The organism is Agromyces solani, from assembly GCF_058349925.1.
The window spans coordinates 313,278-337,899 of record NZ_JBYRER010000002.1; the positions used below are offsets into that span (position 1 = coordinate 313,278).

Consider the following 24,622-nt stretch of genomic DNA (forward strand, 5'->3'; position numbering starts at 1 on the left):
GCGTCAGGCCGCGGTGACCGGTCCGCGGAACGCGGCGCGGTGCACCGCCGGGCTCACCCCGAGCCGGCGCTGGAAGTGGTGCCGCAGCGTGACGGCGCTGCCGAAGCCGGCCTGGGCGGCGACCGCCTCGATCGACGCGTCGCCCTGCTCGAGCAGCAGTCGGGCGTGATCGACGCGCTGCTCGAGCAGCCACTGCTGGGGGCTCGTCGCGGTCCGCTCTCGGAAGCGTCTCGTGAAGGTGCGCCGTGACATGTGGGCGACGCCCGCCCATCGGTCGAGGTCGACGGGATCGGCGAGGCTCGCGCGCGCCCACACCATCGCGCGCTCGATCGGGTCGTCGCCCGCCGGATCGGCGATCGGCACCGGGATGTACTGCGCCTGCGATCCGCCGCGGTGCGGGGCGAGCACGAGCGCGCGGGCGAGCTCGGCGGCGACCGCGCTGCCGCGGTCGCGTCGCGTGAGGTGCACGCAGCAGTCGAGGGCGGCGGCGACGCCTGCTGACGTGACGACATCGCCGAGGTCCGACCAGAGGATGTCGCGCCGCACCGCGACCCGCGGATGCTCGCGGGACAGGCGATCGGCCGCCGACCAGTGCGTGGCGACCTCGCGGCCGTCGGCGATGCCGCTCGCGGCCACCACGAAGGAGCCGAGGCAGAGTCCGACGATGCGCGCCCCTCTCGCGTGCGCAGCACGCACAGCGTCGAGCACCGCGACGGACGGCTCGCGACCGGCCCGCCAGCTCGGGATCACGACCATGTCGGCGTCGGCCATCGCGTCGAGTCCGTCGTCGACGACGATGCGGTAGCCCGCAGCGGTGGCGAGCGCACCCGAGTGTTCGGCGCACACCCGCACGTCGTACTGCGGGGCCGCGCTGTCGAGGCCCGCTCCGCCGAACACGAGCGTGGGAACCGACAGGTGGAACGGGCTGATCCCGTCGAAGGCGAGGACCGCGACCGACTGCATGGCCCGATCTTAGCGAACGGTGACCTGCGGGCCACTTCCGCCGTACGTCGCCGGCCGCCAGCATTGGGGCATGACGACGAACCTCACCAGCACCGGCACGTACGACGCACTGGCGGGCACGGGCACGACCTCGCGTGCTGTCGCCGCGGGCGGCATCGACATGCTCCTCGTGGGCGGCCCGACCCTGCACCTGCGCTACGCGGGACTCTCGGTGCTCACCGACCCGACGTTCGACGAGCCGGGCGACTACGACGGTCCGATCGTGCTGCACAAGCTCACCGGGCCGGCCCTGCAGCCCGCCGATCTCGGACCGATCGACCTCGTGCTGCTCTCGCACGACCAGCACTTCGACAACCTCGACCACTCGGGCCGCGAGCTGCTCCAGGCCGTCGGGACCGTGCTCTCGACGCCCGGTGCCGCCGAGCGCATCCCTGGAGTGGCCGGTCTCGAGCCCTGGCAGGCGGTGCGCGTCGGCGCCGTCGAGGTGATGGCGGTGCCGGCCCTGCACGGGCCGGAGGGAGCCGAGGCGCTGAGCGGCGTCGTCACCGGTTTCGTGCTGCGCGCCGACGGCGAGCCCGTCGTCTACGTCTCGGGCGACAACGCGTCGGTCGACCTCGTGCGGCAGATCGCAGAACGTGTGGGCCCGATCGACGTCGCCGTGCTGTTCACCGGTGCGGCGAACCCCGGCCGGTTCGGCGACACCGACGTCACGCTCAACGCCCGCACCGCCCTCGAGGCGGCCGAAGTGCTCGGCGACGCCCTCATCGTGCCGATCCACGCCGAAGGATGGGCGCACTTCTCCGAGACGCTCGAACGCCTCGAGCTCGTGTTCGGATACGGCGGCGCCGCCGACCGGCTCCGCGTGCCGGTGAAGGGCGAGCGCCTCTCGGTCGCCTGACCGGGGCGGTGGAGGAAGTCGGCGGTGCGGCGTAGCCTGTGCCGCGTGACGGCCGCGACGCCGCGGCCGCTCGAGGAGGGGACTGGCGATGGCCAACCTGGTCGTGCATTTCGAGATCCACGCGAGCGAGCCGCAGCGGCTCGTCGACTTCTACTCCCAGCTGCTCGGCTGGCGGTTCACGCAGTTCGGCGACACGCCCTACTGGGTGATCGACACGGGCGAGGGCTCCATCGGCAACGTCGAGGGCAAGCCGGGCAACGGCATCAACGGCGGGCTCACGCAGCGACAGGGCCCGGCACCCGAGCGCGGTGCCGCCGTGAACGGGTGCAACATCGTGATCGGCGTCGACGAGGTCGACGCCCTGTTCGCGCGGGCCATCGAACTCGGCGGCACCGAGGCGCTGCCGCCGGAGGACATGGAGGGCGTGGGCCGCGGCGCCTACCTCCACGATCCCGACGGCAACCTGTTCGGGCTCATCACGCCGATCATGAGCGACGGCACGAAGGCGATGTAGCGTTCAAGCGGCGCGCTCGAACCAGTCGACCACGAGCGCGGCGACGGCGTCGGGTGCATCGTCGGTGACGAAGTGCGCGGCATCCTCGACGAACGCGAACTCGAGATGATCGGCGAAGCGACGGGTGTCGCCGGAGATCTGCCGCACGACGTCCTCGGTGAACGGCTCGTCGCGGCGCCCGAACACGATCAGGGTCGGGGGCTGCAGGCGCTGCCGCTTGTAGGCCCCGGTGAAGATCCGGCCGGCCTCGGGCAGGATCATGCGTCGATAGAGCCGCCCGATCGCGCCGTCGATCTCGGGTCGGTTCGTGGGGGCGAGGTACGCCTCGACCGTCTCCCGCGCGAAGCCCTGCGCGGCGTACTCGTCGGTGAAGAGCCAGCCGAGCGATCGGCCGCGCCGGTGCAGGCTGAGCGGCGGCAGGTGGCTGAGCCCGCTCATCAGCTTCGGGCTGAACGACATGAACGTCGGCGGCACCGACAGCATGACCATCGAAGCGACGCGCTCGGGGTGCGCGTAGGCGAGCTGCGATCCCGCGATCGCGCCCATGTCGTGGCAGACGAGGCGCACCCGGCCGAGTCCCAGCGCGTCGAGCAGCGCGACGAGATCGTGCAGTCGCGTCTCGCGCCGGATGCCCGGGTCGTCGGCCTCGGTCCATCCCGCGCCGCGCAGGTCGGGGCAGATCGTACGGTATCCGCGCTCGGCGAGCCGCGGAGCGATGTCGCGCCACTGCCACCAGTGCTGCGGGAATCCGTGCAGCATCACGATCGGCTCGCCGTCGCCGATCGCGGCGACGTGGGTGCGCAGGCCGGGCGTCTCGACGATGAAATGCTCGAAGCCGGCCGCCCCCGGCAGGGGCGGTGACCAGGTCGGCGCCTCGGCGGGAACGCGGCGGAGAGCAGGTGCGTCCATGATGACCTCGGGCGCTCAGGCGGACGGCGCGGCTTCACCGGCCGCGAGGAACGCCGCAACGCGGTCGAGTCCTTCCGGCCAGGCGGTCGATTCGAAGAAGTCGCGCATCTCGCTCGCCTGGAACCCCGACTGCTCCACGGTCACGAGCGTGCCGGTGCCCGTCTCCGCGAAGATCATCACGAGGGGTGTTTCGAGGGTGGGCATCGCTTCGCCGCCGATACTGGACTCGCTCACGAGGTCGATGACGAGGCGGTGCGGACGGACGATCTCGCGGAATGTGTGAACGTCGTGCACGAGCGTCTGCGGGTTCGGCCGGAACCAGGCCTCCCAGCGGCCGCCGACCCGAAGGTCGACCGTCGTGTGCACGGCGCCCTCGTCGGGGCCGAGCGCCGACAACCAGATCCGCTGCTTGGCGGGATCGGTGAATGCGTCGAACACCTCCTCGGCCGTGCCGGGAAGCTCGCGCTGAACGGTGAGCCCGAGGCCCGCCGTCGATTCGGTCTGGCTCATGACACTGCTCCTCGTCTTTCCATGGCGACGGCGTCGTCGCCGTCATACTACGTTCGTAGTAGGACTATGTTCATAGTAGACCCGAACGAGCGAGGTGTACATGGCCACGACCCGAGATCGTGCCCTCGACGCGGCACTCCGACTGCTCGGCACCGAGGGGGTGCGCGCGCTCACCCACGCCAGGGTCGATGCGGCCGCAGCGCTGCCCGCCGGCAGCACGTCGAACTGGTTCCGCACCCGCAGGGCGCTCCTCGCCGGGTGCGTCGACCACCTCGCCGAGCAGGAGCGCGCCGAGTTCGACGAGTCGGAGGCGCCCGCCCCGAGCACCCCCGACGAGTTCGTCGACGGGCTCTGCCGGATCTTCGAACTGCAGACCGGCCCGCTCGCGGCCAGAACCCGGGCCCGCTACTCGCTGTGGCTCGAGCTCGGCACCGACCCCGAGCTCGGCGAGCCGCTCCGCCGGCAGCGACTCGAGTTCGAACGCTGGACGGAGGCGTTCCTGGTCGGCATCGGCATGCCCCACCCGGCGACCGCGACCAAGACCCTCATGGCGCTCGGCGACGGGCTCGTGCTGCACCGGGTCACCGTCGATCCGGTCCTCGAAGCGAGGCCCCTCCTCGAGCGGGCCGTGCGCGCCCTCATGGCGGAGGCATAGCGGCCGCACAGCAGCCGGCGAGGCATCCGGGCCATGCTCGCAAGTGACGTGAGGAGCCAGCCATGACCGACCGAACCACCGACCGCACCGCCCCCGAGCCCGACACCGCCCGCGTCGACCCCCGCTGGATCGACGCCGACGGCAATGAGATCGACGAGGATCACCGGGGCCTCGTGTACGACATCCGCACCCTCGTCGACCGCCGGCGCGCGCTCGGCATCTTCGGCGGCATCGGGCTCACGTCGCTGCTCGCGGCCTGCTCGGCCCCCGCCGCCTCGAGCCCGAGCCCGACGACCGCGGCCGGCGCATCGGCGACCACCACGCCGACGGCCTCGACCGGCGCCGGCACCGAGGCATCCGGCTCGCTCGACGAAGTGCCCGACGAGACCGGCGGCCCGTACCCGGGCGACGGCTCGAACGGCGTCAACGTGCTCGACGACTCGGGCATCGTGCGCAGCGACATCCGCTCGTCGTTCGGTTCCTCGACGACCCTCGCCGAGGGCGTGCCGCTCACCATCGCGCTCACGGTGCGCGACGCGGCGACGGGCGGGGCGCTCGTCGGCGCGGGCGTCTACCTCTGGCACTGCGATCGCGGCGGGAACTACTCGCTCTACTCCCCGGGGGTCGAGAACGAGAACTACCTCCGCGGCGTGCAGGCGACCGACGAGACCGGCACCGTGCGGTTCACTTCGATCTACCCGGCCTGCTACTCGGGGCGCTGGCCGCACATCCACTTCGAGGTGTACTCCGACGTCGAGAACGCGGTCGCCTCGGGGCCGATCGTGAAGACCTCCCAGATCGCCCTGCCCGAGGAGGTCAACGGGCTCGTCTACGCGACGACGGGCTACGAGCAGAGCGTGCGCAACATGTCGCAGACGAGCCTCACCCGCGACATGGTCTTCGGCGACGACGGCGGCATCCACCAGATCGCGAGCATGTCGGGCTCGGTCGCGAACGGCTACACGGCGGCCCTCACGATCGGCGTCTGACCGCGTCGCCCCAGAACGAGGATGCCTCGTGCCGCACGTGCGGCACGAGGCATCCTCGGTCAAGCGGGGCCGGGGCGGCGGCTCAGGCCCGCCGGAGTCGCGCGACGACGAACAGGGCCGCGCCGGCGAGCAGTGCGAGGGTCGCGGCGATCACCGGCTCGAGACCGTCGACGCCGGTCTCGGCGAGGCCGCCGTCGGTGCCGTCTGAATCGCGGTCGCCGTCGCCGTCGGTGGACGTGCCGGGTTCGGGTTCGGGCGACGGGGTCGGCGCGACCGCCGTCGCCGTGTTCGTCACGATCACCTCGACGCTCGCGCCGTCGGCGATCGTGACGGTGGAGGCGCTGAGCTCGGGCGCGCCCCACTCGATGCCGTCGATCGCGGGCAGGTCGACCTCCTCGAAGGTGACGACCGTACCGGCCGGCAGGTCCTGCGGGCCTGCGACGACGGCGCCGTCAGCGGGCAGCGCGAGCTCGCCCTCGACGGACTCGCCGTCGAGCTCGTACGAGTAGGCGAGGGTGAACGTCGTCTCGGCGGGCACGGCGCCGGCTGCCCCGCCCTCGACGTGCTTGGCCGCCGAGAAGCCGCCGACCGCGTCGATCGCGGACTCGGTGCGGTTCGTGACCGTCACGAGGGCGTTCTCGCCGTCGGCGATCGTGACCTGCTCGGGGCTGATCGCCGGGGTACCCCACTCGACGCCCGGGATCACGGGCAGGTCGACCTCCTCGAAGTCGACCACCGTGCCGACCGGCAGGTCCTGCGGGCCGTCGACGACGGTCCCGTCGGCGAGGAGGGCGAGCCGGCCGGTGACCGTCTCGCCGTGGAGCACGTACGAGTACTCGAGGGTGAACTCGGTGTCGGCCGGAACGCTGCCCGCCTCGGGGCCGGCGACCGCCTTCGAGGCCGAGAAGCCGCCGACCGTCTCGCAGTCGAACGGCCCGCCGCCGATCCACGGGTAGTTGTGCTGCTCGTTGCCGACGCCGCTCGTCGTGAGGTCGCCGCCGACGTGCAGGCGACCGTTCGTCGAGGCGGTCACGGTGGCGTCGGCCGCCGGCGCGAGGACGGAGCCCAGCACCTGGCTCGAACCGCCGATCGTGAGCGTCGTCGCGTCGGCGACGTTCCACATGATCTGCGAGGCGGCGTTGCCGAAGTTCGGCGACGAGAAGTCGTCGACGCGCTCGCCGTTCAGGTCGAAGTACGTCGGCGCGAACGAGAGCGGCCCGCCGATGACGTTGACGAGGATGGGCGCGTGCTCGGGGATGGCCGCGAAGAACACCTCCGACGTCGTCGAGAGCGCCGCCGCGCTGATCTCGAACACCTGCATGCCGGTGCCGCCGCCGGTGAAGGTCGCGCGGTTGCCGAGCACCTCGGTCGTGCCGTTCACCGGCTGCGCCGCGAGGCCGGCCGAGGCATCCGTGATCACGTCCTGGAAGTCCGCGTAGCGGCCCATCGCCGCCTCGCGGCCCAGGCCGGTGAGGTAGTCCGCGCCGTTGGTCTCGACCTGGCCGGGACCGCCGCCGGCGGGGCTGCCGGTGCCGCCGACGCTCACGGCACCGCCGCCGTCGACGTTCGCGCCGACCTCGATGCGGGTCGGGGCCACGACGTCGAGGTCGCCGCCGACGGCGAGCATCGTCGCGCCGCCCGGGGGTACGATCCCGGAGCCGACGCCGACCGCGCCGACGTTGAAGATGCCGCCCGCGGGCTTGTCGAAGGTCGCATCGCCGCGCACGAGCAGCAGGCCCTCGCTCTCGGCCGCCCCGCCGGTGGCGAGGTAGTCGCCGCCGGCATAGACGGCGACGCTCGCGTCGGTGTAGCTCGGCAGGTTGTCGATCGGCGGCATGCCGCCGTCGGGCGGGCACGTCGGCAGCGGCTCGGCGGCTTCGGCGGGCGCGGCGGGCGCCGCGGCGCTGAGGGCGACGGCGCCGATCACGGCGAGGGTGGCGGCGACGGCGAGGCCGGCGCCCGTGCGGAGGGCGCGGCTGAGTCTGCGGGATTTCACGTGGGGCTCTCTGGTCGATCGGGCGGAAGGGGGAGGGGCGACGTCGCGCGAATTCGCGGACGCCCTCGATGATGAGACGGTCGCGACAGCCGATCATGACGCGAATCCGCGCTCATTCTTCAATAGTCCTTCCGAATGGGCCGGCGACCGCGGGACGGCGCAGTGGCTGTGCGAGTGGCGCAGGATCGCGAGCTGCCCTTCCCCGACGGAACGGTCTACGCCTTCGCCGCCGGCGAGTCGAAGCTCGCGACCGGCGCGCGCCGCCACCTCGTGAACGAGCGGGGCGTGCCCAAGCGCAACGTGTCGTTCTGCGGGTACTGGCGCGCCCGCTGACCGCGGCGATTCCCGCGGCGTAGACTGCGGAAATGGAGGCTCCGTCCAGCACCACGCTGGTCGTCGTCGGAGATGAGACGGCGAGTGCCATCCATGCGCTCGAGGGCTTCGCGAACGTGCGAGCCGCATCGCTGCCCGATGCCTCCGACGTCGACGTCGCGCGCTGGTCGTCGAGTTCCGTGGCTCCGTATCTCGTGCACGACCACGACCCGTTGGCGCACGTCGCCGCCGCGTGGGTGGAGTTCTTCGACGACCTGTCGACCTACGGCGTGCTCGAACTCGAGATCGCCCGGGCGCTCGAGGCGGCCGGCCGGCACGAGTTCGACGTGCCCGACTACTACGTCGTGATCCACCCCGAGAACCTGCCGGTCACCTGGAAGCACTGGTGGCTCGGGGTCCTCGCGAGTGCCTCGCCCAGCCGGGTCATCCCGTGGCCCGCGGCCGACGAGTCGCTCGCGCAACTGCTGCGCCGCCTGCCCGCGGCCCGTGCCTGGCCCGAGGTCGACGCGTGGCTGCCCTCCGTCGCTGCGGCGGTGCCCGACCGCATCGGCCTCGGCTGACGATCGGTGGGGATGACTCGGCGAGTCATTCCGCCGCGGCGCGGGCATAGCGCTCGGAGTAGGTGCGCAGCACCGCGCGCAGCTCGGCCGGCGACTCGATCGTGAAGTCCATGCCGAGCATGCCGATGTAGGCCGCGATCGTCTCGAGGCTGTCGGCGCCCGTCACGAGCATCGACGCCGTTTCGTCGATCGGCTCGACGACGCCGACGGCGGGGTTGATTCGGGCGAGCACCGCGTCGGCCGGCGCGGCGATGCGCAACCGGGCGTGCACGTTCCAGCCGGTCGCGGCGATCGTGCTCATCGCGAAGGCGGTCGCGTCGCCGCCGGGCACCGGCTGGGGCTCGAACCGCCGCCTGGTCGGCATGCGCGGTGCGATCCAGTCGACGCGGTAGGTGCCCCACTCTCCCGTGCGCGGGTCGCGCGCGACGAGGTGCCAGCGGCGCTGCCAGCTCAGCAGCCGATACGGCTCGACGAGCACCGGTTCGCCCCTGAAGTCGAAGCGCAGCCATTCCACGTCGCGGATCGCGCCGGCGACGGCCTGCAGCACGGCGGGGTCGACCTCGGGGTCGGGGGCGTCGGTACCCGTGTTCTCGGGGGCCCGGTCGACGGTGCCGTGCAGGGCCGCCACCGTCGGGCGGAGCCGCGACGGCAGCACCTGCTCGAGCTTGGCGAGGGCCCGCCCGCTCGATTCCTCGATGCCGGCGATGCCGGTCGCCGCGCGCAGGCCCACCGCCACCGCGACCGCCTCCTCGTCGTCGAGCAGCAGCGGGGGCAGCTTGCCGCCGGCGCCGAGCCGGTAGCCGCCCGCGGCGCCGCGGGTCGCGTCGACCGGGTAGTCGAGCTCGCGCAGGCGGTCGATGTCGTTGCGGATCGTGCGGGTGGTGACGCCGAGGCGCTCGGCGAGCTCGGTGCCGGTCCAGTCGGGACGCGACTGCAGCAGCGAGAGCAGGGCGAGCAGGCGTGCGGCGGTGTCGGTCATGTCTCCGAGAATCCTCCGATATTAGGAACGATTCATGCCTGTATCGACCGTACCGTCGAAGACATGAACACCACCACCGCTTCCACCGAGATCCGCCCCTTCCGCGTCGAGGTCGCCCAGGCCGAGCTCGACGACCTGCGCGAGCGGCTGGCCCGCACCCGGCTCCCGCAGCCCGCACCCGTCGACGACTGGGACGCCGGCACGCCGAACTCCTACCTCCGCGAGGCGGTCGACCGCTGGCTCGAGCTCGACTGGCGCGCCGTCGAGGCCCGCATCAATGCGGTGCCGCACTTCATGACCGAGGTCGACGGGCAGCCGATCCACTTCATCCACGTGCGGTCGCCGCACGCCGGTGCGACCCCGCTGCTGCTCGCGCACGCCTATCCCGGCTCGTCGGTCGACTACCTCGAGCTCAATGGCCCGCTCGTCGATCCGGTCGCCCACGGTGGTCGGGCGGAGGACGCCTTCGACGTCGTCGTGCCCGACGCTCCCGGGTTCGGCTTCTCGAACCCCCTGGCCTCGACGGGCTGGACGACCGCTCGCGTCGCCCGGGCGTACGACGAGCTCATGCGCCGGCTCGGCTACGACGAGTACGGCATCCACGGCTCCGACAACGGCGCCCTGGTCGCGCGCGAGCTCGGACTGCTGAACCCCGACGGCTTCCTGGGACTGCACGTGCTGCAGCTGTTCTCGTTCCCCTCCGGCGACCCGGCCGAGTTCGAGCGGCTCGAGCCGCAGGACTTCGCGGGCCTCGAGCACATGCAGTGGTTCCAGTCGGTCGGCGGCTACAACACGATGAACGCGAGCCGGCCGCAGACCGTCTCGGCCGGGCTCAGCGACTCGCCCGTGGGCCTCCTCGCCTACAGCGAGCTGTACAACTCGTTCGGCAACGGCACCTCGCTGGTGCCGCTCGACACGATCCTCCTCGAGGTGAGCGTGAACTGGTTCGCCAACGCCGCGTCGGGCATGAGCCGCATGTACCTCGAGGACGCACGTGCCGCCGCGGCGGCCGCAGCGGCGGGGGAGACCCCGGCCGTGAACGCGGCGCCGACCGGTGTCGCCGTGTTCGCCGACGACTTCCAGACCATCAAGGTCTTCGCCGAGCGCGACAACTCGAACATCGTGCACTGGAGCCGCTTCGACCGCGGCGGCCACTTCGCGGCGCTCGAGGTGCCCGACGACGTGGTCGCCGACATCCGCGCGTTCTTCGCGGGGCTGCGCGCCGCCGGCTGAGCCCCGAACAGCAGGGTGGATGCCGCGGGCTCGTGCTCGCGGCATCCGTTCGTTCTGGCCGTATTGCCCGCGGGTCAGCCGCTCGCGAGGAGGGCGAGGGCGAGGATCGGCGCGACGAGCGTGAGGAGCATCGGGGCGGCGACCACGCCGATTCCGCCGATCAGGCCGGTGAGTGCGGCACCTCGGCCGGTGCCTCCAAGCCGCCGCGCCCGGTTCAACCCGATGGCACCGAGCACGATCGAGAGGACTGCGAGAGCCAGGGCAGGCAGGCCGCCGATCCAGACCAGAATGACGCCGACCGTCTGGGCCGTCGAGTCGGGCACCCATGTGAGCACGATCGGAAGGAGCCAGAAGCAGATACCGACGCCGAGCGCCCAGAAGAACACGGTGCGGGCCCAGCGTGCGATGCGATTCGTCGAGTCCTGCGGCGGCGGGTTCGCGTGGTGGGGCAGCTTCGGCGCGAACTCGGTCTCCGACCAGTGATGGCCGTCCCACCAGCGAAGGACGTCGGGCGCCTCGGGGTCCTCGTACCAACCGGGCGGTGCGGACATCGTCGGACCAGCGCTCATCGTCTGCCTCTCTCGGGTGCGTCGACTCTATCGGTGGCACGGCGAAGGCGCGGACCCTCTCGGGTCCGCGCCTTCCGCGCGTGGGCGATCCGATCAGGCCGCCTGCGTCGCCTGCGCGTGCTCGGTGGCCCAGTTCAGCGCGAACTCGGCGACCTCCTCCCAGCCGTCCTGGCTGACGATGCGGTGCGTGCGGCCGGCGAACTCGCGGAGCTCGACGATCGCGGGGCTGCCGGTCGAGGTGTACTTCTTCACGATCGCCCGGCCGATGGCCGGCGGCACGACGTGGTCGATCTCGCCCGTGATGACGAGCAGGGGAGCGCGGTCGGCGCGGGCGTAGTCGACGTGGGTGACGCCGCCCTTCTCGTTGAGCGTGGAGGCGACGCCCTCGAAGAACACCCGGTTGTACGAGTTCACCGCCTGCTCCTCCCAGATGCGATCGGATGCCTCGCGGGGGAGGTCGTTGCCGAAGGTGAAGTGGAAGTGCGCCTTCGAGATCGGCTTCGCGCCGTTCCTGTCGAACGGGTTGGCGAGGATCGGGAAGCCCGTGCGCAGGGTCGACGGGGGAAGGGTCGTGATGCCGGCGGTCTGCCCGGGCTCGACCCCGACGTAGGCGGCGCCGAGGCCGCGGTCGGCGAGCAGCTGCGTGATCACGCCGCCGAAGGAGTGGCCCATGATGATCGGCTTCTCGGGGAGTGCGCGGATGATGCGCTCGTAGTGATCGGCGATCTGCTTCAGGCCGACGCCCTTGAGCGCCTCGGGGTTCGAGCGGATGTCGGCGACCTCGCGGTCGTCGATGCCGGGCCAGCCGGGGACGATCACCTCGTGACCGCGGGCCCGGAAGTACTCGGCCCAGGTGTCCCAGCTCTTCGGGGTCATCCAGAGGCCGTGGACGAGGACGATGGTGGCCTTGCTGCTGTTCGCGCCGGTGGTGTTCATGATTCCTGCTCCTTGTGTTGTGGCGGCCGGGTGACCGCTTCGTGACTTGTAAAGTAGAACGATCGTTCTATCTCTTTCTATTCCGAGACTGTACGCCCACGGCGGAACCGATGTCAAGCAAAAAGAGAAAGATCGTTCTATCATTTTTGATATGGCTGCACGAACCACTCCCACCGGCGCCTCCGCGGCGCGTGAACGGCTGCTCCAGACCGCGACCGAGCTCTTCTACCGCGAGGGCATCCACGCCGTCGGCGTGGACCGCATCATCGCCGAGGCGGGCGTCACGCGTGCGACCTTCTACCGGCACTTCCCGAGCAAGGAGGACCTCGTCGAGGCGTACCTCGGTGTGGAGGACGCGAACATCCGCGGGGCGTTCGCTGCGGCCGAGGCGTCGGGCGCCGAGCCGCGTGCGCTCGTCCGCCTCGTGATCGACGGTCTCGCCGACGACGTGTCCCGCCACCACACGCGCGGCTGCCCGTTCATCAATGCCGCCGCCGAGTACCCCGACGCCGAGAGCGGCGTGCGCCGGGCCGTCCACGAGCACCGCGAATGGTTCCGGTCGGAACTCGAGCACGTCCTCGGCGCCGCCGATGTGGACGACCCGACAGCGGCCGCAGGCCAGCTCGTGCTGCTCCGCGATGCCGCCATGGTCGGCGGGTACCTCGACGGGTGGGACCGCGTGCGGCCCTCCTTCATCGCCGCCGCCACGCGCACCGCCGGCCTCGACCGCTGACGCGCTACCGAGGCATCCACCCGGCCCGGCCCGCCGACGATGACACCGGCGCCGAAGCGCGGTAGCGTGCCGGAATGGCCGAACCCCGCCCGATCGACCGCGACGCGATCGACGACCTCGAGCGCGAACTGCTCGGCCGCGTGCGCGGTCGCGTGCTCGAGATCGGCGCGGGTGAGGGCGAGAACTTCGGGGCGTTCCACCTCGACGTCGAGTGGATCGGGCTCGAACCCGACGCCGATCGTCGCGCCGAACTCGCGACCCGGGCGCGCGAGTGGCGCCACCCCGCCGAACCGCTCGACGCCGTCGCCGAGCGGATCCCGCTGCCCGACCACTCTGTCGACGCGGTCGTCGGCACCTACGTGCTCTGCTCGGTCGCCGACCAGGCCGCCGCCCTCGCCGAGGTGCGCCGCGTGCTCGTGCCCGGCGGCACCGTCGTCTTCGTCGACCACGTCGCCGCGCCGCCCCGAACGCTCAAGCGCGCCGTGCAGCGGGTCGCGACCCCGATCTCGAAGCGGTGGTGCCACGGCTGCCACTGGGACCGCGAGACCGAGCGGGCGCTCGCCGAGGCCGGATTCATCGGCACCGACGTGCGCCGGCTGCGTGCGAAGTCGATGCCGTTCGGGCCGGTCCCGATCCTCATGTTCGAGGGTCGGGCGCCGGCGTAGCGGCGCTCGCGGTCGGGGCGGTGTCGATATCGCCGATCCTCATGTTCGAGGGTCGGGCGCCGGCGTAGCGGCGCCGTCGAGCGCGGCCCGCGCGAGCATCGTCGACCCGGCGACCGCGGCGGGCATGGTGAACACCGCGCCGAGCGGCACCATGAAGCACAGCTGCGTCGCGACGCCGAAGCCGAACAGCGCCGCCCGATGCCCGCGCAACCGTCGACGTCGGTCGGACCCGTACAGGCCGCGGGCGGCGAACGCCCGCGAGACGAGCTCGGCCGCGAGCAGGCGACCCGACAGCACGACGCCGAGCACCGGCCCGACGAGGGCGCCGACGACGGGCACGAACCCGACGAGTCCGACGCCCATCGCGATGAGCGCGCCGAGCCCGATGAGCGCGAGCGAGTCGCCGACCGCCCGCCAGAAGCCCGCCCCCTCCTCGGGCACGGCGCCGCCGAGCTCCGTCTCGACGGCATGCCAGATGCGCTCGTAGAAGGGATCGCCGACGGCGAGCGTGACGGCCGTGAAGGTGACGGCGGCGAGCACCACCGCGGCGGCGAAGACCACCGTGCCGAGCACCCCGCGCACGATGCCGGGCCACGGGTCGACCCAGTCGTCGGCGAACGGCGTGAGCCAGTCGGTGATCGACGGCAGCCCGAACCCGAGCCCGACGAGCGCCGCGACGACCACGACGAACACGATCGCCGCAGGGATCAGGCCGAGGAACATGATGCCCGGCCGCCTCGCCCAGAAGCCGAAGCCGCGCAGCAGCATGCGCACGCCCGTGAAGAAACCGCCGACCACGCGCCCAGCCTAGGCCTAGGCTGGGCGACGGAAGGGCGGAGGTCGGCATGGTCGCGGAACGCGAGGTCCGGCTCGACGACGGGCGTCTCCTGCATGCGTACGACGCCGGGGCGGATGACGAGGCGAGACTGACCCTCATGTGGCACCACGGCTCGCCGCAGACCGGAGCCCCGCTCGGCGCCGTGCTCGCGGCGGCGTCGGCGCGACGCATCCGCGTCGTCTCCTACGGACGACCGGGCTACGGCGGCTCGACGCCGAACCCGGGTCGCGACGTCGCGTCGGCCGCGGCCGACGCGATCGCCGTCGCGGACGCCCTCGGGGTCGGCCGCTTCGCCGCGATGGGCGCGTCGGGCGGCGGGCCGCACGCGCTCGCGGGCGCGGCCCTCGCGCCCGAGCGGGTGATCGGCGTCGTGACCCTCGCCGGGGTCGCGCCGTACACCGAGGCATTCGACTGGTTCGGCGGCATGCGCGCACCCGGGGCGCTTCGCGCCGCACGAGCGGGCCGAGCCGCACGGGCGGCGTTCGCCGAGACCGATGAGTTCGACCCCGACGTGTTCCTCCCGGTCGACCTGGCCGCCCTCGATGGGGCGTGGTACGACCTGGGTGCCGATTCGGCCCGGGCCGAGCGCGACGGTGCCGGGGGGCTCATCGACGACGACGTGGCGTTCGCGTCGCCGTGGGGCTTCGAGCTCGAGCAGGTCGCGGCGCCCGTGCTGCTCGTGCAGGGCGAGGGCGACCTCATCGTGCCCCGCACGCATGCGGCGTGGATGCTCGGCCGCCTGCCGAACGCCTCGCTCTGGATGCGTCTCGACGACGGCCACGTCTCGGTGCTCGACACGGTGCCCGACGCGATGGACTGGCTGCTCGACCGGCTCGCCTGAGCCGTGCCTACCCGATCGCGTCGAGTGCGCCCGCGAGGTCGCGCCAGAGGTCGTCGACCTGCTCGATGCCGACCGACAGCCGCACGAGTCCGTCGGGAATGGTCGGCTGCTCGGCCGGCCAGCGACGGCGCCGCTCGAACGTCGACTCGACCCCGCCGAGGCTCGTCGCATGCACCCAGAGCGTCGTTCGGGCGACGAGCGCGTCGGCGGGCGCCGCTCCGCCTCGCACGACGATCGAGACGATCGCGCCGAAGCCGGGGTAGCGCACCTCCTCGAGGGCGGGGTGACCGTCGAGCCGGCGCACGAGCTCCTGCGCGTTCGCCTGCGCGCGGTCGAGCCGCACCGCGAGCGTCCGCAGCCCCCGCAGCGCGAGGAAGGCCTCGAGCGGGGCCGGGATCGCCCCGGCCAGCGTGCGGCGCTGCAGCATCGCGTCGGCGTGCTCCCCGGCGGCCGCCACCACGGCGCCCATGAGCACGTCGCTGTGACCCGAGATGTACTTCGTCGCCGAGTGCACGACGAGGTCGGCGCCGAGCGCCAGCGGACGCTGCAGCAGCGGCGTCGCGAACGTGTTGTCGACCGCGACGATCGCACCGTGCGCGTGCGCGGCGGCCACGATCGCGGCGATGTCGGCGACCTCGAGGGCCGGGTTCGTCGGCGTCTCGAACCAGACGAGCGCTGCACCCGCGCTCGCCGCGGCCACGGCGGCCGTGTCGGCGATGTCGACGAACTCGATGCGCAGGCGGCCCTGGGCGGCGCGCTCCTCGAGCAGCGCGACCGTTCCCGTGTACGAGTGCCGCGGCGCCACGACGAGTCCGCCCGTCTCGACGAGGTCGAGCACGGCCGAGATCGCGGCCATGCCCGAGGCGAACGACACGCATCGTCCGCCCTCGAGGGCGCCCAACACGTCTTCGAAGGCGGTCCAGCTCGGGTTGCCGTAACGCCCGTACTCGAGGTCGCCGCCGGCGACGTAGGTCGAGGTCAGGTGCACGGGCACGTTCATCGGGGCGTCGGGTGCGTGGGCGGGGCGGCCGGCGACGACCGCGAGGGTCTCGGGATGGAGTTCGGACTCGGCGGCGTCGTGCATGCCGCAAGGCTAATCGAGTGCGTCTCGCGCCGCGTCGGCATCGTCACGCGCCGACTCGGCGACCCGCGCCGCCCGGTCCCGGTCGCGGGCGAGCCTCCGCCGCTCGCGGCCGCCGTCTGCGAGGCGCTCCTCGAGCTCGCGGAGCTCGTCGTCGAGTTCGTCGCGGCGTTCGGCGTCGGACGCGAGGCGATCGTCGAGGTCGGTGAGCTCGCGTTCGAGGGCTTCGAGCGCGGCGGATGCCTCGGCGGCGCGCTCCTCGGCGACCGAGGCCGCTCGCTCGCGCTCCCGGCGCTCCTCCCGCTCGCGCTCCTCCTGCGCCTCCCGTTCGCGCGCTCCGGTCGCGTCGTCCGCGCCGTCGGCACCGCGGCCATCCGCGCTCCCGCCGCCCTTCCGTCGTGCCGGCCGCTTCGCGGGTGCCGTCCCGCCCGGCCCGCCGGCGACCGCACCGTCGAGGTCGACCTCGACGCCGACCGCTTCGAGGCCGCGCACGAGCCGCCCGCTGCGCACGGCGTCGGCGGCCGCGGCATCCGCCATGCCGGCGTGCAGCGTCTGCGCGAGTTCGTCGAGCACGGGCCGGCGCACCGGTCCGCCGAGCTCCTCGGCGAGGCCGCCCGCCTCTTGGGCGAGGGCCGAGACGAGCCGGCGCCGCTCCTTCGCGAAGCGGGCGAGCGCCGCCGCATCGAGTTCGTCCTGCGCCTCCCGCAGCTCGTCGCCGAGCTCCAGCAGCGTCGCGACCTCGTCGGCGCGATGGCGCACGAGCTGGTTCGCGAGCCATGCCACGGGGGAGGGGCGGCGCAGCGCCGCGACGGCCTCGGCGAGCTCGCGGTCGTCGTCGCGCAGCTCGCGGGCGCGGGCGTTGCGGGCCGCCGTGAACTCCTCGGGTCGGAGCGCGTAGAGCGCCGAGGCCTCGTCGACGAGCGCATCCGCTGGCATACCGCCATCCTGCAAGATCGTGCGCGATTCCGACAGGGCGTGGTGTCATGGAGGCATGCGGGTCGTCGTGCTGACCGGGGCCGGCATCTCGGCCGAGAGCGGGGTGCCGACCTTCCGCGACGCCGGCGGCCTGTGGGAGGGGCACCGCGTCGAGGATGTCGCGACGCCCGAGGCGTTCGACCGCGACCCCGACACGGTGCAGCGCTTCTACGACGCCCGACGGCACGCCGTCGCCCTCGCCGAGCCGAACCCCGCCCATCTGGCGCTCGCCCGCCTCGAGCAGTCGCTGGGCGACGACCTGCTCGTCGTGACCCAGAACATCGACGACCTCCACGAGCAGGCGGGCTCGCGGCGGGTGCGGCACATGCACGGCGAGCTCGCGCTCGCCTGGTGCACGGCGTGCGATGCCCGGTCGCCGGTGCCCGGCGACCTCCTCGGGCGCCCCGCCTGTCCGTCGTGCGGTGCGCGGATGCTGCGCCCCGACGTCGTCTGGTTCGGGGAGATGCCCTACGGGCTCGACGAGATCGAGGCGGCGCTCGCCTCGTGCGACGTGTTCGCCGCGATCGGCACGTCGGGCGCCGTGCATCCGGCGGCCGGTTTCGTCGTGACCGCGGCCGGGCACGGCGCGCGAACGATCGAGCTCAATCTCGCCGCCTCTGAGATCACGCCGCTCTTCGAGGAGGTCCGCCACGGGCCCGCGAGCGTCGTCGTGCCGGAGTGGTGCGACGAACTGGTCCGGTCGGTCGAGTAGCGCGAAGCGCGTATCGAGACCAGCGGTCTCGCGGCATCCGTGGTCGTGGTACGGCGCCGCGCGCCGAGGTTTCGCTGCGGCGCTTCGTGCCTACTCGATCCGCCGCTCGGCGGACGGGTGCTCCTACGCCGCCAGCCACGCCCCGAGCGCATCGAGCACCTGGACCTGCCCCTTGGTCACGAGCGTGCGCGCCTCGCCGATCTCGACCCAGCGCGCGTCGTCGACCTCGGGGAACGCCTGAACCCGGCCCGACCTGGGCGGCCACTCGAGCTCGAAGGTGTTGCTCACCACCGCGGTGACATCGAACCCGGGCGCCTCGCCGGCGAACACGCGGATGAGCTTGCCCGACGAGTAGCGGAACTCGCCGAGGTCGGCGTAGTCGAGTTCGGGGGGTGCGACGCCGATCTCCTCGCCGAACTCACGCCGGGCGGCGAGCAACGGGTGCTCGGTCGCGGCGAGGTACTCGCCCTTCGGCACGCTCCACGCGCCCTCGTGCTTGCGCGCCCAGAAGGGCCCGCCCATGTGCGCGATGAACACCTCGATGCCCCCGCCGAGGTCGCGGTGCAGCAGCAGGCCGGCGCTCGTCACCGTCACGATCGCGCCTCTTGCGTCGTCGCAGCTGCCGGGTAGCGTGGACCGGGACACGCGAAGGAGTCGTCCATGGCACGCATCGTACTCATCGGCGGTCACGGCAGGGTCGCACTCCGGCTCGAACGGCTGCTCACCGCCCGCGGCGACGAGGTCGACGCCGTCATCCGCAATCCGGAGCACGCGGCCGACGTAGCCGCGACCGGCGCGAACCCCGTCGTCGCCGACGTCGAGACACTCGACGTCGACGGTCTCGCCGAGCTCCTGCGCGGGCACGACGCCGTCGTCTGGTCCGCGGGTGCGGGCGGCGGCAACCCGCCTCGCACCTACGCGGTCGACCGCGACGCCGCCCTGCGCTCCATGTTCGCCGCCGAGGCCGCGGGCGTGCGCCGGTACGTGATGGTCTCGTACTTCCGTTCGCCCGACCACTCGGTGCCCGAGGGCGACTCGTTCCACGCCTACGCCGAGGCGAAGGCCGCGGCCGACGAGCACCTCGCGACGACCGCACTCGAGTGGACGATCCTCGGGCCGGGTCGGCTGACCGACGGCGACGGGACGGGCGGCATCGACGCCGAGGCATCCGAGAGCCGCTCGGTGGACCGGGCCGACGTCGCGGCCGTCGCCGCCGCAGTGCTCGTCGAGCCGGCGACGATCCACCGGACCATCCGCTTCAACGCGGGCACGACGCCGATCGCCGACGCGATCCGCTGAGGGCGGCGGTCCAGCGGGCCGGCCGGGCCGATGGGACGACGGCGTGGAGCCGGTGCGGGCGGCGCTCTGCGACTTCGCCGACACGAATTCTCGACAGTTAGGGTAGGCTTACCTTCGCCATCGACCTGCGCGGGCCCCCGTCGCGCGACTCGTGAGGATTCCCCCATCACCGCACTGCCCACCGCCACGCCCATCGGGCTGTCGCTCCTCGGCGGGCGCCCGGGCGACGTCGCCCTCATCGCCGACGGGCGAACGATCGACTACGCCGAACTCGCCGACCGCATCGACGCACGCCGCCGCGAACTCGGCGATGTGCGCCGCCTCGTGATGATCGAGGCGGGCAACACCGTCGAGCCCATCGTCACGTACCTCGCCGCCCTCGAGGGCGGGCACCCGGTCCTGCTCGTCTCCGACGACGAGGGGAGCCGCGCGCACCGCGATCGCCTCGTCGAGCGGTTCGACCCCGACGTCATCGCGGGTCCCGCCGCATCCGGCGCGGCCGATGCCTGGCGGCTCGACGTACGCCGCACCGGCACGCGCCACGACCTGCACCCCGAGCTCGCGCTCCTCGCGAGCACGTCGGGTTCGACCGGCTCGCCGAAGCTCGTGCGGCTGTCGGCCGACAACCTGCGCAGCAACGCCGCTGCGATCGGCGAATACCTGCGCCTCGACCGCGACGACCTCGCGGCGACGACACTGCCGCTGCAGTACTGCTACGGACTGTCGGTCGTCAACAGCCACCTGCTCGCGGGTGCCGGCCTGCTGCTCACCGAACGCTCGGTGACCGACGAGCGCTTCTGGCAGGAGGCGGCCGAGCACCGCATCACCTCCTTCGCCGGCGTGCCGTACACGTTCGAACTGCTCGAGGCGGGCGGCTTCGCCGACCGGCGCCTGCCCGCCCTGCGCTACCTGACGCAGGCGGGCGGCCGGCTGGCGCCGGACGCCGTGCGGCGGTTCGCCCGGCTCGGCGACGAGCAGGGCTTCGAGCTCTTCGTCATGTACGGGCAGACCGAGGCGACCGCGCGCATGGGCTACCTTCCGCCCGAGCTCGCCGAAGAGGCGGCGGGCGCCATCGGCCGCCCCATCCCCGGCGGGCGGTTCCGCATCGAACCGCCGGCGTCGGCGGACTCCGCGGCATCGCCCGGGGCGGCCTCGACCATGCCCGACGGGGTCGGCGAGCTCGTCTACGAGGGCCCGAACGTGATGCTCGGCTACGCCGAGCGGCCCGAGGACTTCGCACTGGGCCGCACGGTGCACGAGCTGCGCACGGGCGACCTCGCCCGCCGGCGGCCCGACGGCCTCGTCGAGATCGTCGGCCGGGCGAACCGATTCGCGAAGGTGTTCGGGCTGCGCATCGACCTCGATCGCGTCGAGCGGCTGCTCGCCGAGGAGGGGCTCACGGTGCGTACCGCGAGCGACGACGAACGGCTGCTCGTCTTCACGACGGCCGAGCGCCTCACCGATCGAGCGCGAGAGCTCGCGGCCGCCGCCACCGGCTTGCCGGCGCACGCGATCGGCGCCTACGCGATCGACGAGTTCCCGCGCACCGCGAGCGGCAAGCCCGACACCGCCGCGCTCGTGCGCCATGCCGCCGAGCACGATCGCCTGCACGACGCGGCCTCGAATGACGCGGCGTCGGACGATGCGACCTCGCCCGAGGCCGTGCGAACGCTTCTCGCGGTGCTCCTCGGACGGCCCGACGCGGGCCTCGACGACTCGTTCGCGGGTCTCGGCGGCGACTCGCTGAGCTACGTCGAGGTGTCGCTGCGACTCGAGCAGCTGCTGGGCGTGCTGCCGCGCGACTGGCCCGCGATGACGGCCCGCGAGCTCGCCGAGTCCGCCGCGCCCCGTGCCGGCGCCTCGGCCGACGCGCCGCCCGAGGCGGCCGACGCCGCGGCGTCGCCGGCCGATCGACCCCGCCGCCGGCCGGTCTGGGTGCGGCTCGAGACGCCCGCGCTCCTGCGCGCCGCCGCGATCGTGCTCATCGTCGCCACGCACGCCGACCTGTTCATGCAGAAGGGCGGCGCCCACCTGCTGCTCGCGGTCGCCGGTTACAACCTCGCCCGTTTCCAGCTCGCGCCGGTGCCCGGCGCGACCCGGGTGCGCCGGCTCTGGCGCAGCACGCTGCAGCTCGCGGTGCCGGCCGTCGTCTGGATCGGCGCCGTGGCGCTCGTGACGGGCCAGTACCGGCCGACCACGGCGCTGCTCGTGAACAACCTCGTGCCGGGCGACGGGCGGTGGAACGAGCAGTGGCAGTTCTGGTTCCTCGAGGCCGCGATCTGGACGATCGTCGGGCTCATGGCGCTGTTCGCCGTCCGTCGCATCGATCGCCTCGAGCGACGTGCTCCCTTCGGCTTCGCGCTCGGAGTGCTCGGCGTCGCGCTCGTCGCGCGGTTCGCGGTCGCCGGCCCGCAGGCCGAGCACGTCGAACGATACGCGGCGCCGGGCGTGGTCTGGCTCATCGCGCTGGGATGGCTCGTGGCCCGTGCCGACACGACGGCGCGCCGCGTGCTCGTCTCGGTCATCGCGATCGCGACCGGATTCGGGTTCTTCGGCGAGCCGGTCCGCGAGGCGATCGTGGTCGGCGGCGTCCTCGCGCTCGTCTGGCTCCGCGCCGTGCCGGTGCCGCGCCTCGTCGTGCCCCTCATCGCGACGCTCGCGAGCGCCTCGATGTTCATCTACCTCACGCACTGGCAGGTCTACCCGCCGTTCGAGCAGAGCGCGCCGTGGCTCGGCACCCTGCTCTCGCTCGGGGTGGGGGTGCTCGCCTGGCGGGTGCACCACGTCGCGACGGCGGGCGTGCGCCGGCTGGCGCGCCGTCGGCGGACGGCCGATCGCGCCGCGACTCGGCGGCGACCGGTGCTCAGGCCCGCGTCGGCGACACGGTGATCGACGGCTCGTCGGGCTCGGGGTAGAGCACGACGCCGCCGTCGACGGCGACCTGCACGGGGCATCCCGGCTCGAACCGCCCGGCCTCGTGCAGCGGCACCCGGTGCGTCACCTCGACGGGGAACTCGGCGGCGCCGAGTCGCAGCTGCAGCTCCGCCGAGGCGCCGACGCGGCGTACGCCGATCACGGTGGCGTTGCCGTCTCCGTCGGCCGGGTCGAGGCGCAGCTGGTCGGGGCGCACCATGGCGCACACCCGGCCGGCGCCGCCGCTGCGGTCATGGCGCACGGCGAGGCATCCGAAGGCGCAGTCGGCCAGCGCGGCGCCCGCCGACCGTGCGGGAACGACGACGACGTCGCCCAGGAACTCGGCGACGCCCGAGTCGATCGGCGCGTCGAACACCGCGGCCGGGTCGCCGGCCTGCACGAGGCGTCCGCCGGCGAGCACGCCGACCTGCTGGCCGAACGACAGCGCCTCCTCCTGGTCGTGGGTGACGAGCACGGCCGTGACGCCGCTGCGCTCGAGCACCTCGATCACCGCGCGTCGCGTCTGCGCGCGCAGCCCGGTGTCGAGGGCGCTGAACGGCTCGTCGAGCAGGATCACGCTCGGGTGCTGTGCGAGCGCGCGAGCGAGCGCGACGCGCTGCTGCTGCCCGCCCGAGAGCTCGTGCGGCATGCGGTCGGCGAGGGCCGGGTCGAGGGACGCGAGCGCCATGAGCTCGCGCACGCGGGCCTGGCGGCCGATGCCGCGCGGCAGGCCGAACGCGATGTTGCGCGCGACCGACAGGTGGGGGAAGAGCGCGCCGTCCTGTGCGACGTAGCCGATCCCACGGCGATGCGCGGGCACCGCCGCCGAGCCGCCGCTCGCGAGTGTCCGGCCGTCGAGGTCGATCGTGCCCGCATCGGGCAGCTCGAATCCCGCGATGAGGCGGAGCAGCGTCGTCTTACCGCTGCCCGACGACCCGACGAGGGCGAGCCGGGTCGCGTCGGGCACCTCGAGGGTGACGTCGCGCAGCACCTCGGTGCCGCCGAACGACTTCGAGATGCCGGTGAGGCGAAGGGTCATCGGAGGCTCCGTCCGGTGGCGTGGGCGAACATCAGGGCGACCGCGGGGATCGAGAGCAGCACGAGCAGCACCGCGTAGGGCGCCGCGGCCGGGTAGTCGAGGGATGACGCGGCCGACCAGAAGCTCGTCGCGACCGTTCGCGTTCCGGTCGGGGCGAGCAGCAGCGTCGCCGTGAGCTCGTTCGCCGCGCCGAGTGCGACGAGGGCGCCGGCGGCGCCGACCGCGGGAACGAGCAGCGGCACGGTGACCCGCAGGCGCGCCGCCCACGGCGAGATGCCGAGCGACCGGGCCGCTTCCTCGAGCGACTCGGGCACCTGGGCGAGGCCCGCGCGAAGCGGCACGAGCGCGCGGGGCAGGAAGATCACGACGTACGCGGCGACGACCGTGACGGCCGTCTGGTAGAGGCCGGGCGCGAGGGCGAGGGTCGTCGCGACGAAGGCGAGTGCCACGATGATCGCGGGCAGGCTGCTCGCGAGGTAGGCGGCGCCCTCGAGCACGCGCGCGATGCGGCCGGGATGACGCACCGAGAGCCAGACGAACGGCAGCGCGACGAGGATCGCGCAGACCGCGCCCGCGAGCGCGAGCGCGAGGGTCTGCAGTGCCGCGGACGCCAGGTCGCCGAACTCCGCCGTGTCGGCCCGCAGCAGCCAGCGCGTGACGCTCGACAGGGGCACGACGATCGCGGCGACGATGAGGGCGGCGACGGCCGCGAGCGCGATCGGGGCGAGCCCGCCGAGGCGGAGCCTCGCGGGCGGGTGCGGTGCCCCGCCGCCGACCCGGGCGTACCGGGCGCGCCCCCGGGCGAGCGATTCGGCCGCGAGCAGCACGAGGCAGAGCACGGTGAGCACGATGCCGAGCGCCGCCGCGTTCGGACCGGCGAAGGTGCTCTGGTAGGCGACGACGATCGCGGTCGTGAACGTGTCGAACCGGAGGAACGCGAAGGCGCCGTACTCGGCGAGGAGGTGGAGGGCGACGACGAGCGCGCCGCCGAGCACGGCGAGGCGCAGCTGCGGCAGCACGATGCGCGCGAAGACGGCCCACGAGCCCATGCCGAGCGATCGCGCCGACTCCTCGAGTGCGGGGTCGAGGCCGCGGATCGCCGCGAGCGCGGGCAGGTAGACGAGCGGATAGTAGGCGAGCACCGAGACGAGCACGCCGCCCCACAGTCCGCTGATCGAGGGGATCGCGCTCGCCCAGCCGTAGCTCGCGACGAAGGCGGGGATCGCGAGCGGCGCCGCGAGCGCGATCGCGAAGGCCCGGCGCCCCGGCAGGTCGGTGCGCTCGACGAGCCAGGCCCCGCCGACGCCGAGCACGACGGTCAGGGGCACCCCGATCACGACGAGCAGCACGGTGTTGACGAGGAGTTCGCCGACCTTCGGCCGGAAGACGAGCGCGGCGAACTCCGCCCAGCCCATCGAGACCGCGGCGACCACCACGTACGCGATCGGCACGAGCGCGCCGGCCGCGAGCACGGTGACGAGT

At 73.2% G+C, this 24,622-nt stretch carries 26 protein-coding genes; 13 read left to right on the plus strand and 13 right to left on the minus strand.

The genetic code is table 11. The features are described from left to right. Positions 1-3: 3 nt before the first annotated feature. Positions 4-963, minus strand: a complete 960-nt coding sequence (locus AC3RJ7_RS09205) for a GlxA family transcriptional regulator (RefSeq protein WP_491455539.1) — start codon at positions 961-963, stop codon at positions 4-6. Positions 964-1,033: 70 nt separating this feature from the next. On the opposite strand from AC3RJ7_RS09205, the gene AC3RJ7_RS09210 reads away from it, so the two are divergent. Continuing rightward, entirely contained in the window at positions 1,034-1,861 is an 828-nt protein-coding gene (locus AC3RJ7_RS09210) for an MBL fold metallo-hydrolase (RefSeq protein ID WP_491455540.1), read from the plus strand. Between the two features lie 88 nt (positions 1,862-1,949). After that, complete coding sequence (locus AC3RJ7_RS09215; RefSeq protein ID WP_491455541.1) at positions 1,950-2,375, plus strand: VOC family protein; 426 nt, start codon at positions 1,950-1,952, stop codon at positions 2,373-2,375. A gap of 3 nt (positions 2,376-2,378) precedes the next feature. On the opposite strand, the gene AC3RJ7_RS09220 is transcribed toward AC3RJ7_RS09215, so the two are convergent. Both AC3RJ7_RS09220 and AC3RJ7_RS09225 read right to left on the minus strand, forming a co-directional pair. Then, a complete protein-coding gene (locus AC3RJ7_RS09220; RefSeq protein WP_491455542.1) occupies positions 2,379-3,284 on the minus strand; it encodes an alpha/beta fold hydrolase in 906 nt (301 codons plus the stop codon). A 15-nt stretch (positions 3,285-3,299) separates the two neighbouring features. After that, positions 3,300-3,794 (minus strand): SRPBCC family protein, encoded by a 495-nt coding sequence (locus tag AC3RJ7_RS09225; RefSeq protein WP_491455543.1) that lies wholly within the window; start codon positions 3,792-3,794, stop codon positions 3,300-3,302. A 100-nt stretch (positions 3,795-3,894) separates the two neighbouring features. Between AC3RJ7_RS09225 and AC3RJ7_RS09230 the strand changes: the two genes are divergently transcribed. Further along, entirely contained in the window at positions 3,895-4,449 is a 555-nt protein-coding gene (locus tag AC3RJ7_RS09230; protein ID WP_491455544.1) for a TetR/AcrR family transcriptional regulator, read from the plus strand. Between the two features lie 62 nt (positions 4,450-4,511). Then, on the plus strand, positions 4,512-5,438 hold the full coding sequence (locus tag AC3RJ7_RS09235; RefSeq protein ID WP_491455545.1) for an intradiol ring-cleavage dioxygenase: 927 nt from the start codon (positions 4,512-4,514) through the stop codon (positions 5,436-5,438). An 82-nt stretch (positions 5,439-5,520) separates the two neighbouring features. On the opposite strand, the gene AC3RJ7_RS09240 is transcribed toward AC3RJ7_RS09235, so the two are convergent. Continuing rightward, positions 5,521-7,434, minus strand: coding sequence for a choice-of-anchor A family protein (locus tag AC3RJ7_RS09240; RefSeq protein ID WP_491455546.1), 1,914 nt, complete (start codon positions 7,432-7,434; stop codon positions 5,521-5,523). Between the two features lie 174 nt (positions 7,435-7,608). Between AC3RJ7_RS09240 and AC3RJ7_RS09245 the strand changes: the two genes are divergently transcribed. After that, entirely contained in the window at positions 7,609-7,767 is a 159-nt protein-coding gene (locus AC3RJ7_RS09245) for an SIP domain-containing protein (protein ID WP_491455547.1), read from the plus strand. Positions 7,768-7,799: 32 nt separating this feature from the next. Further along, entirely contained in the window at positions 7,800-8,327 is a 528-nt protein-coding gene (locus AC3RJ7_RS09250) for a hypothetical protein (RefSeq protein ID WP_491455548.1), read from the plus strand. Positions 8,328-8,352: 25 nt separating this feature from the next. Here the strand turns inward: AC3RJ7_RS09250 and AC3RJ7_RS09255 are convergent, their stop codons facing one another. Continuing rightward, the gene (locus AC3RJ7_RS09255; protein WP_491455549.1) at positions 8,353-9,306 is read right to left on the minus strand and encodes a helix-turn-helix transcriptional regulator; all 954 of its coding nucleotides are present in this window, start codon (positions 9,304-9,306) and stop codon (positions 8,353-8,355) included. 63 nt (positions 9,307-9,369) lie between these two features. Between AC3RJ7_RS09255 and AC3RJ7_RS09260 the strand changes: the two genes are divergently transcribed. Continuing rightward, on the plus strand, positions 9,370-10,539 hold the full coding sequence (locus AC3RJ7_RS09260; protein WP_491455550.1) for an epoxide hydrolase family protein: 1,170 nt from the start codon (positions 9,370-9,372) through the stop codon (positions 10,537-10,539). Positions 10,540-10,613: 74 nt separating this feature from the next. Here the strand turns inward: AC3RJ7_RS09260 and AC3RJ7_RS09265 are convergent, their stop codons facing one another. Both AC3RJ7_RS09265 and AC3RJ7_RS09270 read right to left on the minus strand, forming a co-directional pair. Continuing rightward, positions 10,614-11,108 (minus strand): DUF2510 domain-containing protein, encoded by a 495-nt coding sequence (locus tag AC3RJ7_RS09265; RefSeq protein WP_491455551.1) that lies wholly within the window; start codon positions 11,106-11,108, stop codon positions 10,614-10,616. Between the two features lie 93 nt (positions 11,109-11,201). Then, on the minus strand, positions 11,202-12,044 hold the full coding sequence (locus AC3RJ7_RS09270; protein WP_491455552.1) for an alpha/beta hydrolase: 843 nt from the start codon (positions 12,042-12,044) through the stop codon (positions 11,202-11,204). Positions 12,045-12,195: 151 nt separating this feature from the next. On the opposite strand from AC3RJ7_RS09270, the gene AC3RJ7_RS09275 reads away from it, so the two are divergent. Then, the gene (locus tag AC3RJ7_RS09275; protein ID WP_491455553.1) at positions 12,196-12,777 is read left to right on the plus strand and encodes a TetR/AcrR family transcriptional regulator; all 582 of its coding nucleotides are present in this window, start codon (positions 12,196-12,198) and stop codon (positions 12,775-12,777) included. Positions 12,778-12,851: 74 nt separating this feature from the next. Further along, on the plus strand, positions 12,852-13,442 hold the full coding sequence (locus tag AC3RJ7_RS09280) for a class I SAM-dependent methyltransferase (protein ID WP_491455554.1): 591 nt from the start codon (positions 12,852-12,854) through the stop codon (positions 13,440-13,442). A gap of 39 nt (positions 13,443-13,481) precedes the next feature. Here AC3RJ7_RS09280 and AC3RJ7_RS09285 read toward each other — a convergent pair whose 3' ends face one another. Continuing rightward, on the minus strand, positions 13,482-14,240 hold the full coding sequence (locus AC3RJ7_RS09285) for an EI24 domain-containing protein (protein WP_491455555.1): 759 nt from the start codon (positions 14,238-14,240) through the stop codon (positions 13,482-13,484). Between the two features lie 47 nt (positions 14,241-14,287). On the opposite strand from AC3RJ7_RS09285, the gene AC3RJ7_RS09290 reads away from it, so the two are divergent. After that, positions 14,288-15,121 carry an alpha/beta fold hydrolase gene (locus AC3RJ7_RS09290; RefSeq protein WP_491455556.1) on the plus strand — a complete coding sequence of 278 codons (834 nt, stop codon included), beginning with the start codon at positions 14,288-14,290 and terminating at the stop codon, positions 15,119-15,121. A gap of 7 nt (positions 15,122-15,128) precedes the next feature. On the opposite strand, the gene AC3RJ7_RS09295 is transcribed toward AC3RJ7_RS09290, so the two are convergent. Together AC3RJ7_RS09295 and AC3RJ7_RS09300 are read right to left on the minus strand one after the other, a co-directional pair. Continuing rightward, positions 15,129-16,205: a trans-sulfuration enzyme family protein gene (locus AC3RJ7_RS09295; protein ID WP_491455557.1), complete on the minus strand. Its 1,077-nt coding sequence runs from the start codon at positions 16,203-16,205 to the stop codon at positions 15,129-15,131. Between the two features lie 9 nt (positions 16,206-16,214). Continuing rightward, positions 16,215-17,138, minus strand: coding sequence for a transposase (locus AC3RJ7_RS09300; RefSeq protein ID WP_491455558.1), 924 nt, complete (start codon positions 17,136-17,138; stop codon positions 16,215-16,217). Positions 17,139-17,193: 55 nt separating this feature from the next. Between AC3RJ7_RS09300 and AC3RJ7_RS09305 the strand changes: the two genes are divergently transcribed. Continuing rightward, positions 17,194-17,889, plus strand: a complete 696-nt coding sequence (locus AC3RJ7_RS09305) for an NAD-dependent deacylase (protein WP_491455559.1) — start codon at positions 17,194-17,196, stop codon at positions 17,887-17,889. A 123-nt stretch (positions 17,890-18,012) separates the two neighbouring features. On the opposite strand, the gene AC3RJ7_RS09310 is transcribed toward AC3RJ7_RS09305, so the two are convergent. Further along, a complete protein-coding gene (locus AC3RJ7_RS09310) occupies positions 18,013-18,483 on the minus strand; it encodes an NUDIX hydrolase (protein ID WP_491455560.1) in 471 nt (156 codons plus the stop codon). A gap of 66 nt (positions 18,484-18,549) precedes the next feature. On the opposite strand from AC3RJ7_RS09310, the gene AC3RJ7_RS09315 reads away from it, so the two are divergent. Continuing rightward, entirely contained in the window at positions 18,550-19,188 is a 639-nt protein-coding gene (locus AC3RJ7_RS09315; RefSeq protein WP_491455561.1) for an NAD(P)H-binding protein, read from the plus strand. 30 nt (positions 19,189-19,218) lie between these two features. After that, the gene (locus AC3RJ7_RS09320) at positions 19,219-22,077 is read left to right on the plus strand and encodes an AMP-binding protein (RefSeq protein ID WP_491455562.1); all 2,859 of its coding nucleotides are present in this window, start codon (positions 19,219-19,221) and stop codon (positions 22,075-22,077) included. On the opposite strand, the gene AC3RJ7_RS09325 is transcribed toward AC3RJ7_RS09320, so the two are convergent. Continuing rightward, positions 22,052-23,140, minus strand: a complete 1,089-nt coding sequence (locus tag AC3RJ7_RS09325) for an ABC transporter ATP-binding protein (RefSeq protein WP_491455563.1) — start codon at positions 23,138-23,140, stop codon at positions 22,052-22,054. The two genes, AC3RJ7_RS09320 and AC3RJ7_RS09325, sit on opposite strands and share 26 nt — an antisense overlap. After that, on the minus strand, positions 23,137-24,612 hold the full coding sequence (locus AC3RJ7_RS09330) for an ABC transporter permease (RefSeq protein ID WP_491455564.1): 1,476 nt from the start codon (positions 24,610-24,612) through the stop codon (positions 23,137-23,139). Before AC3RJ7_RS09330 ends, AC3RJ7_RS09325 begins: the two co-directional genes overlap by 4 nt. Positions 24,613-24,622: the final 10 nt, after the last annotated feature.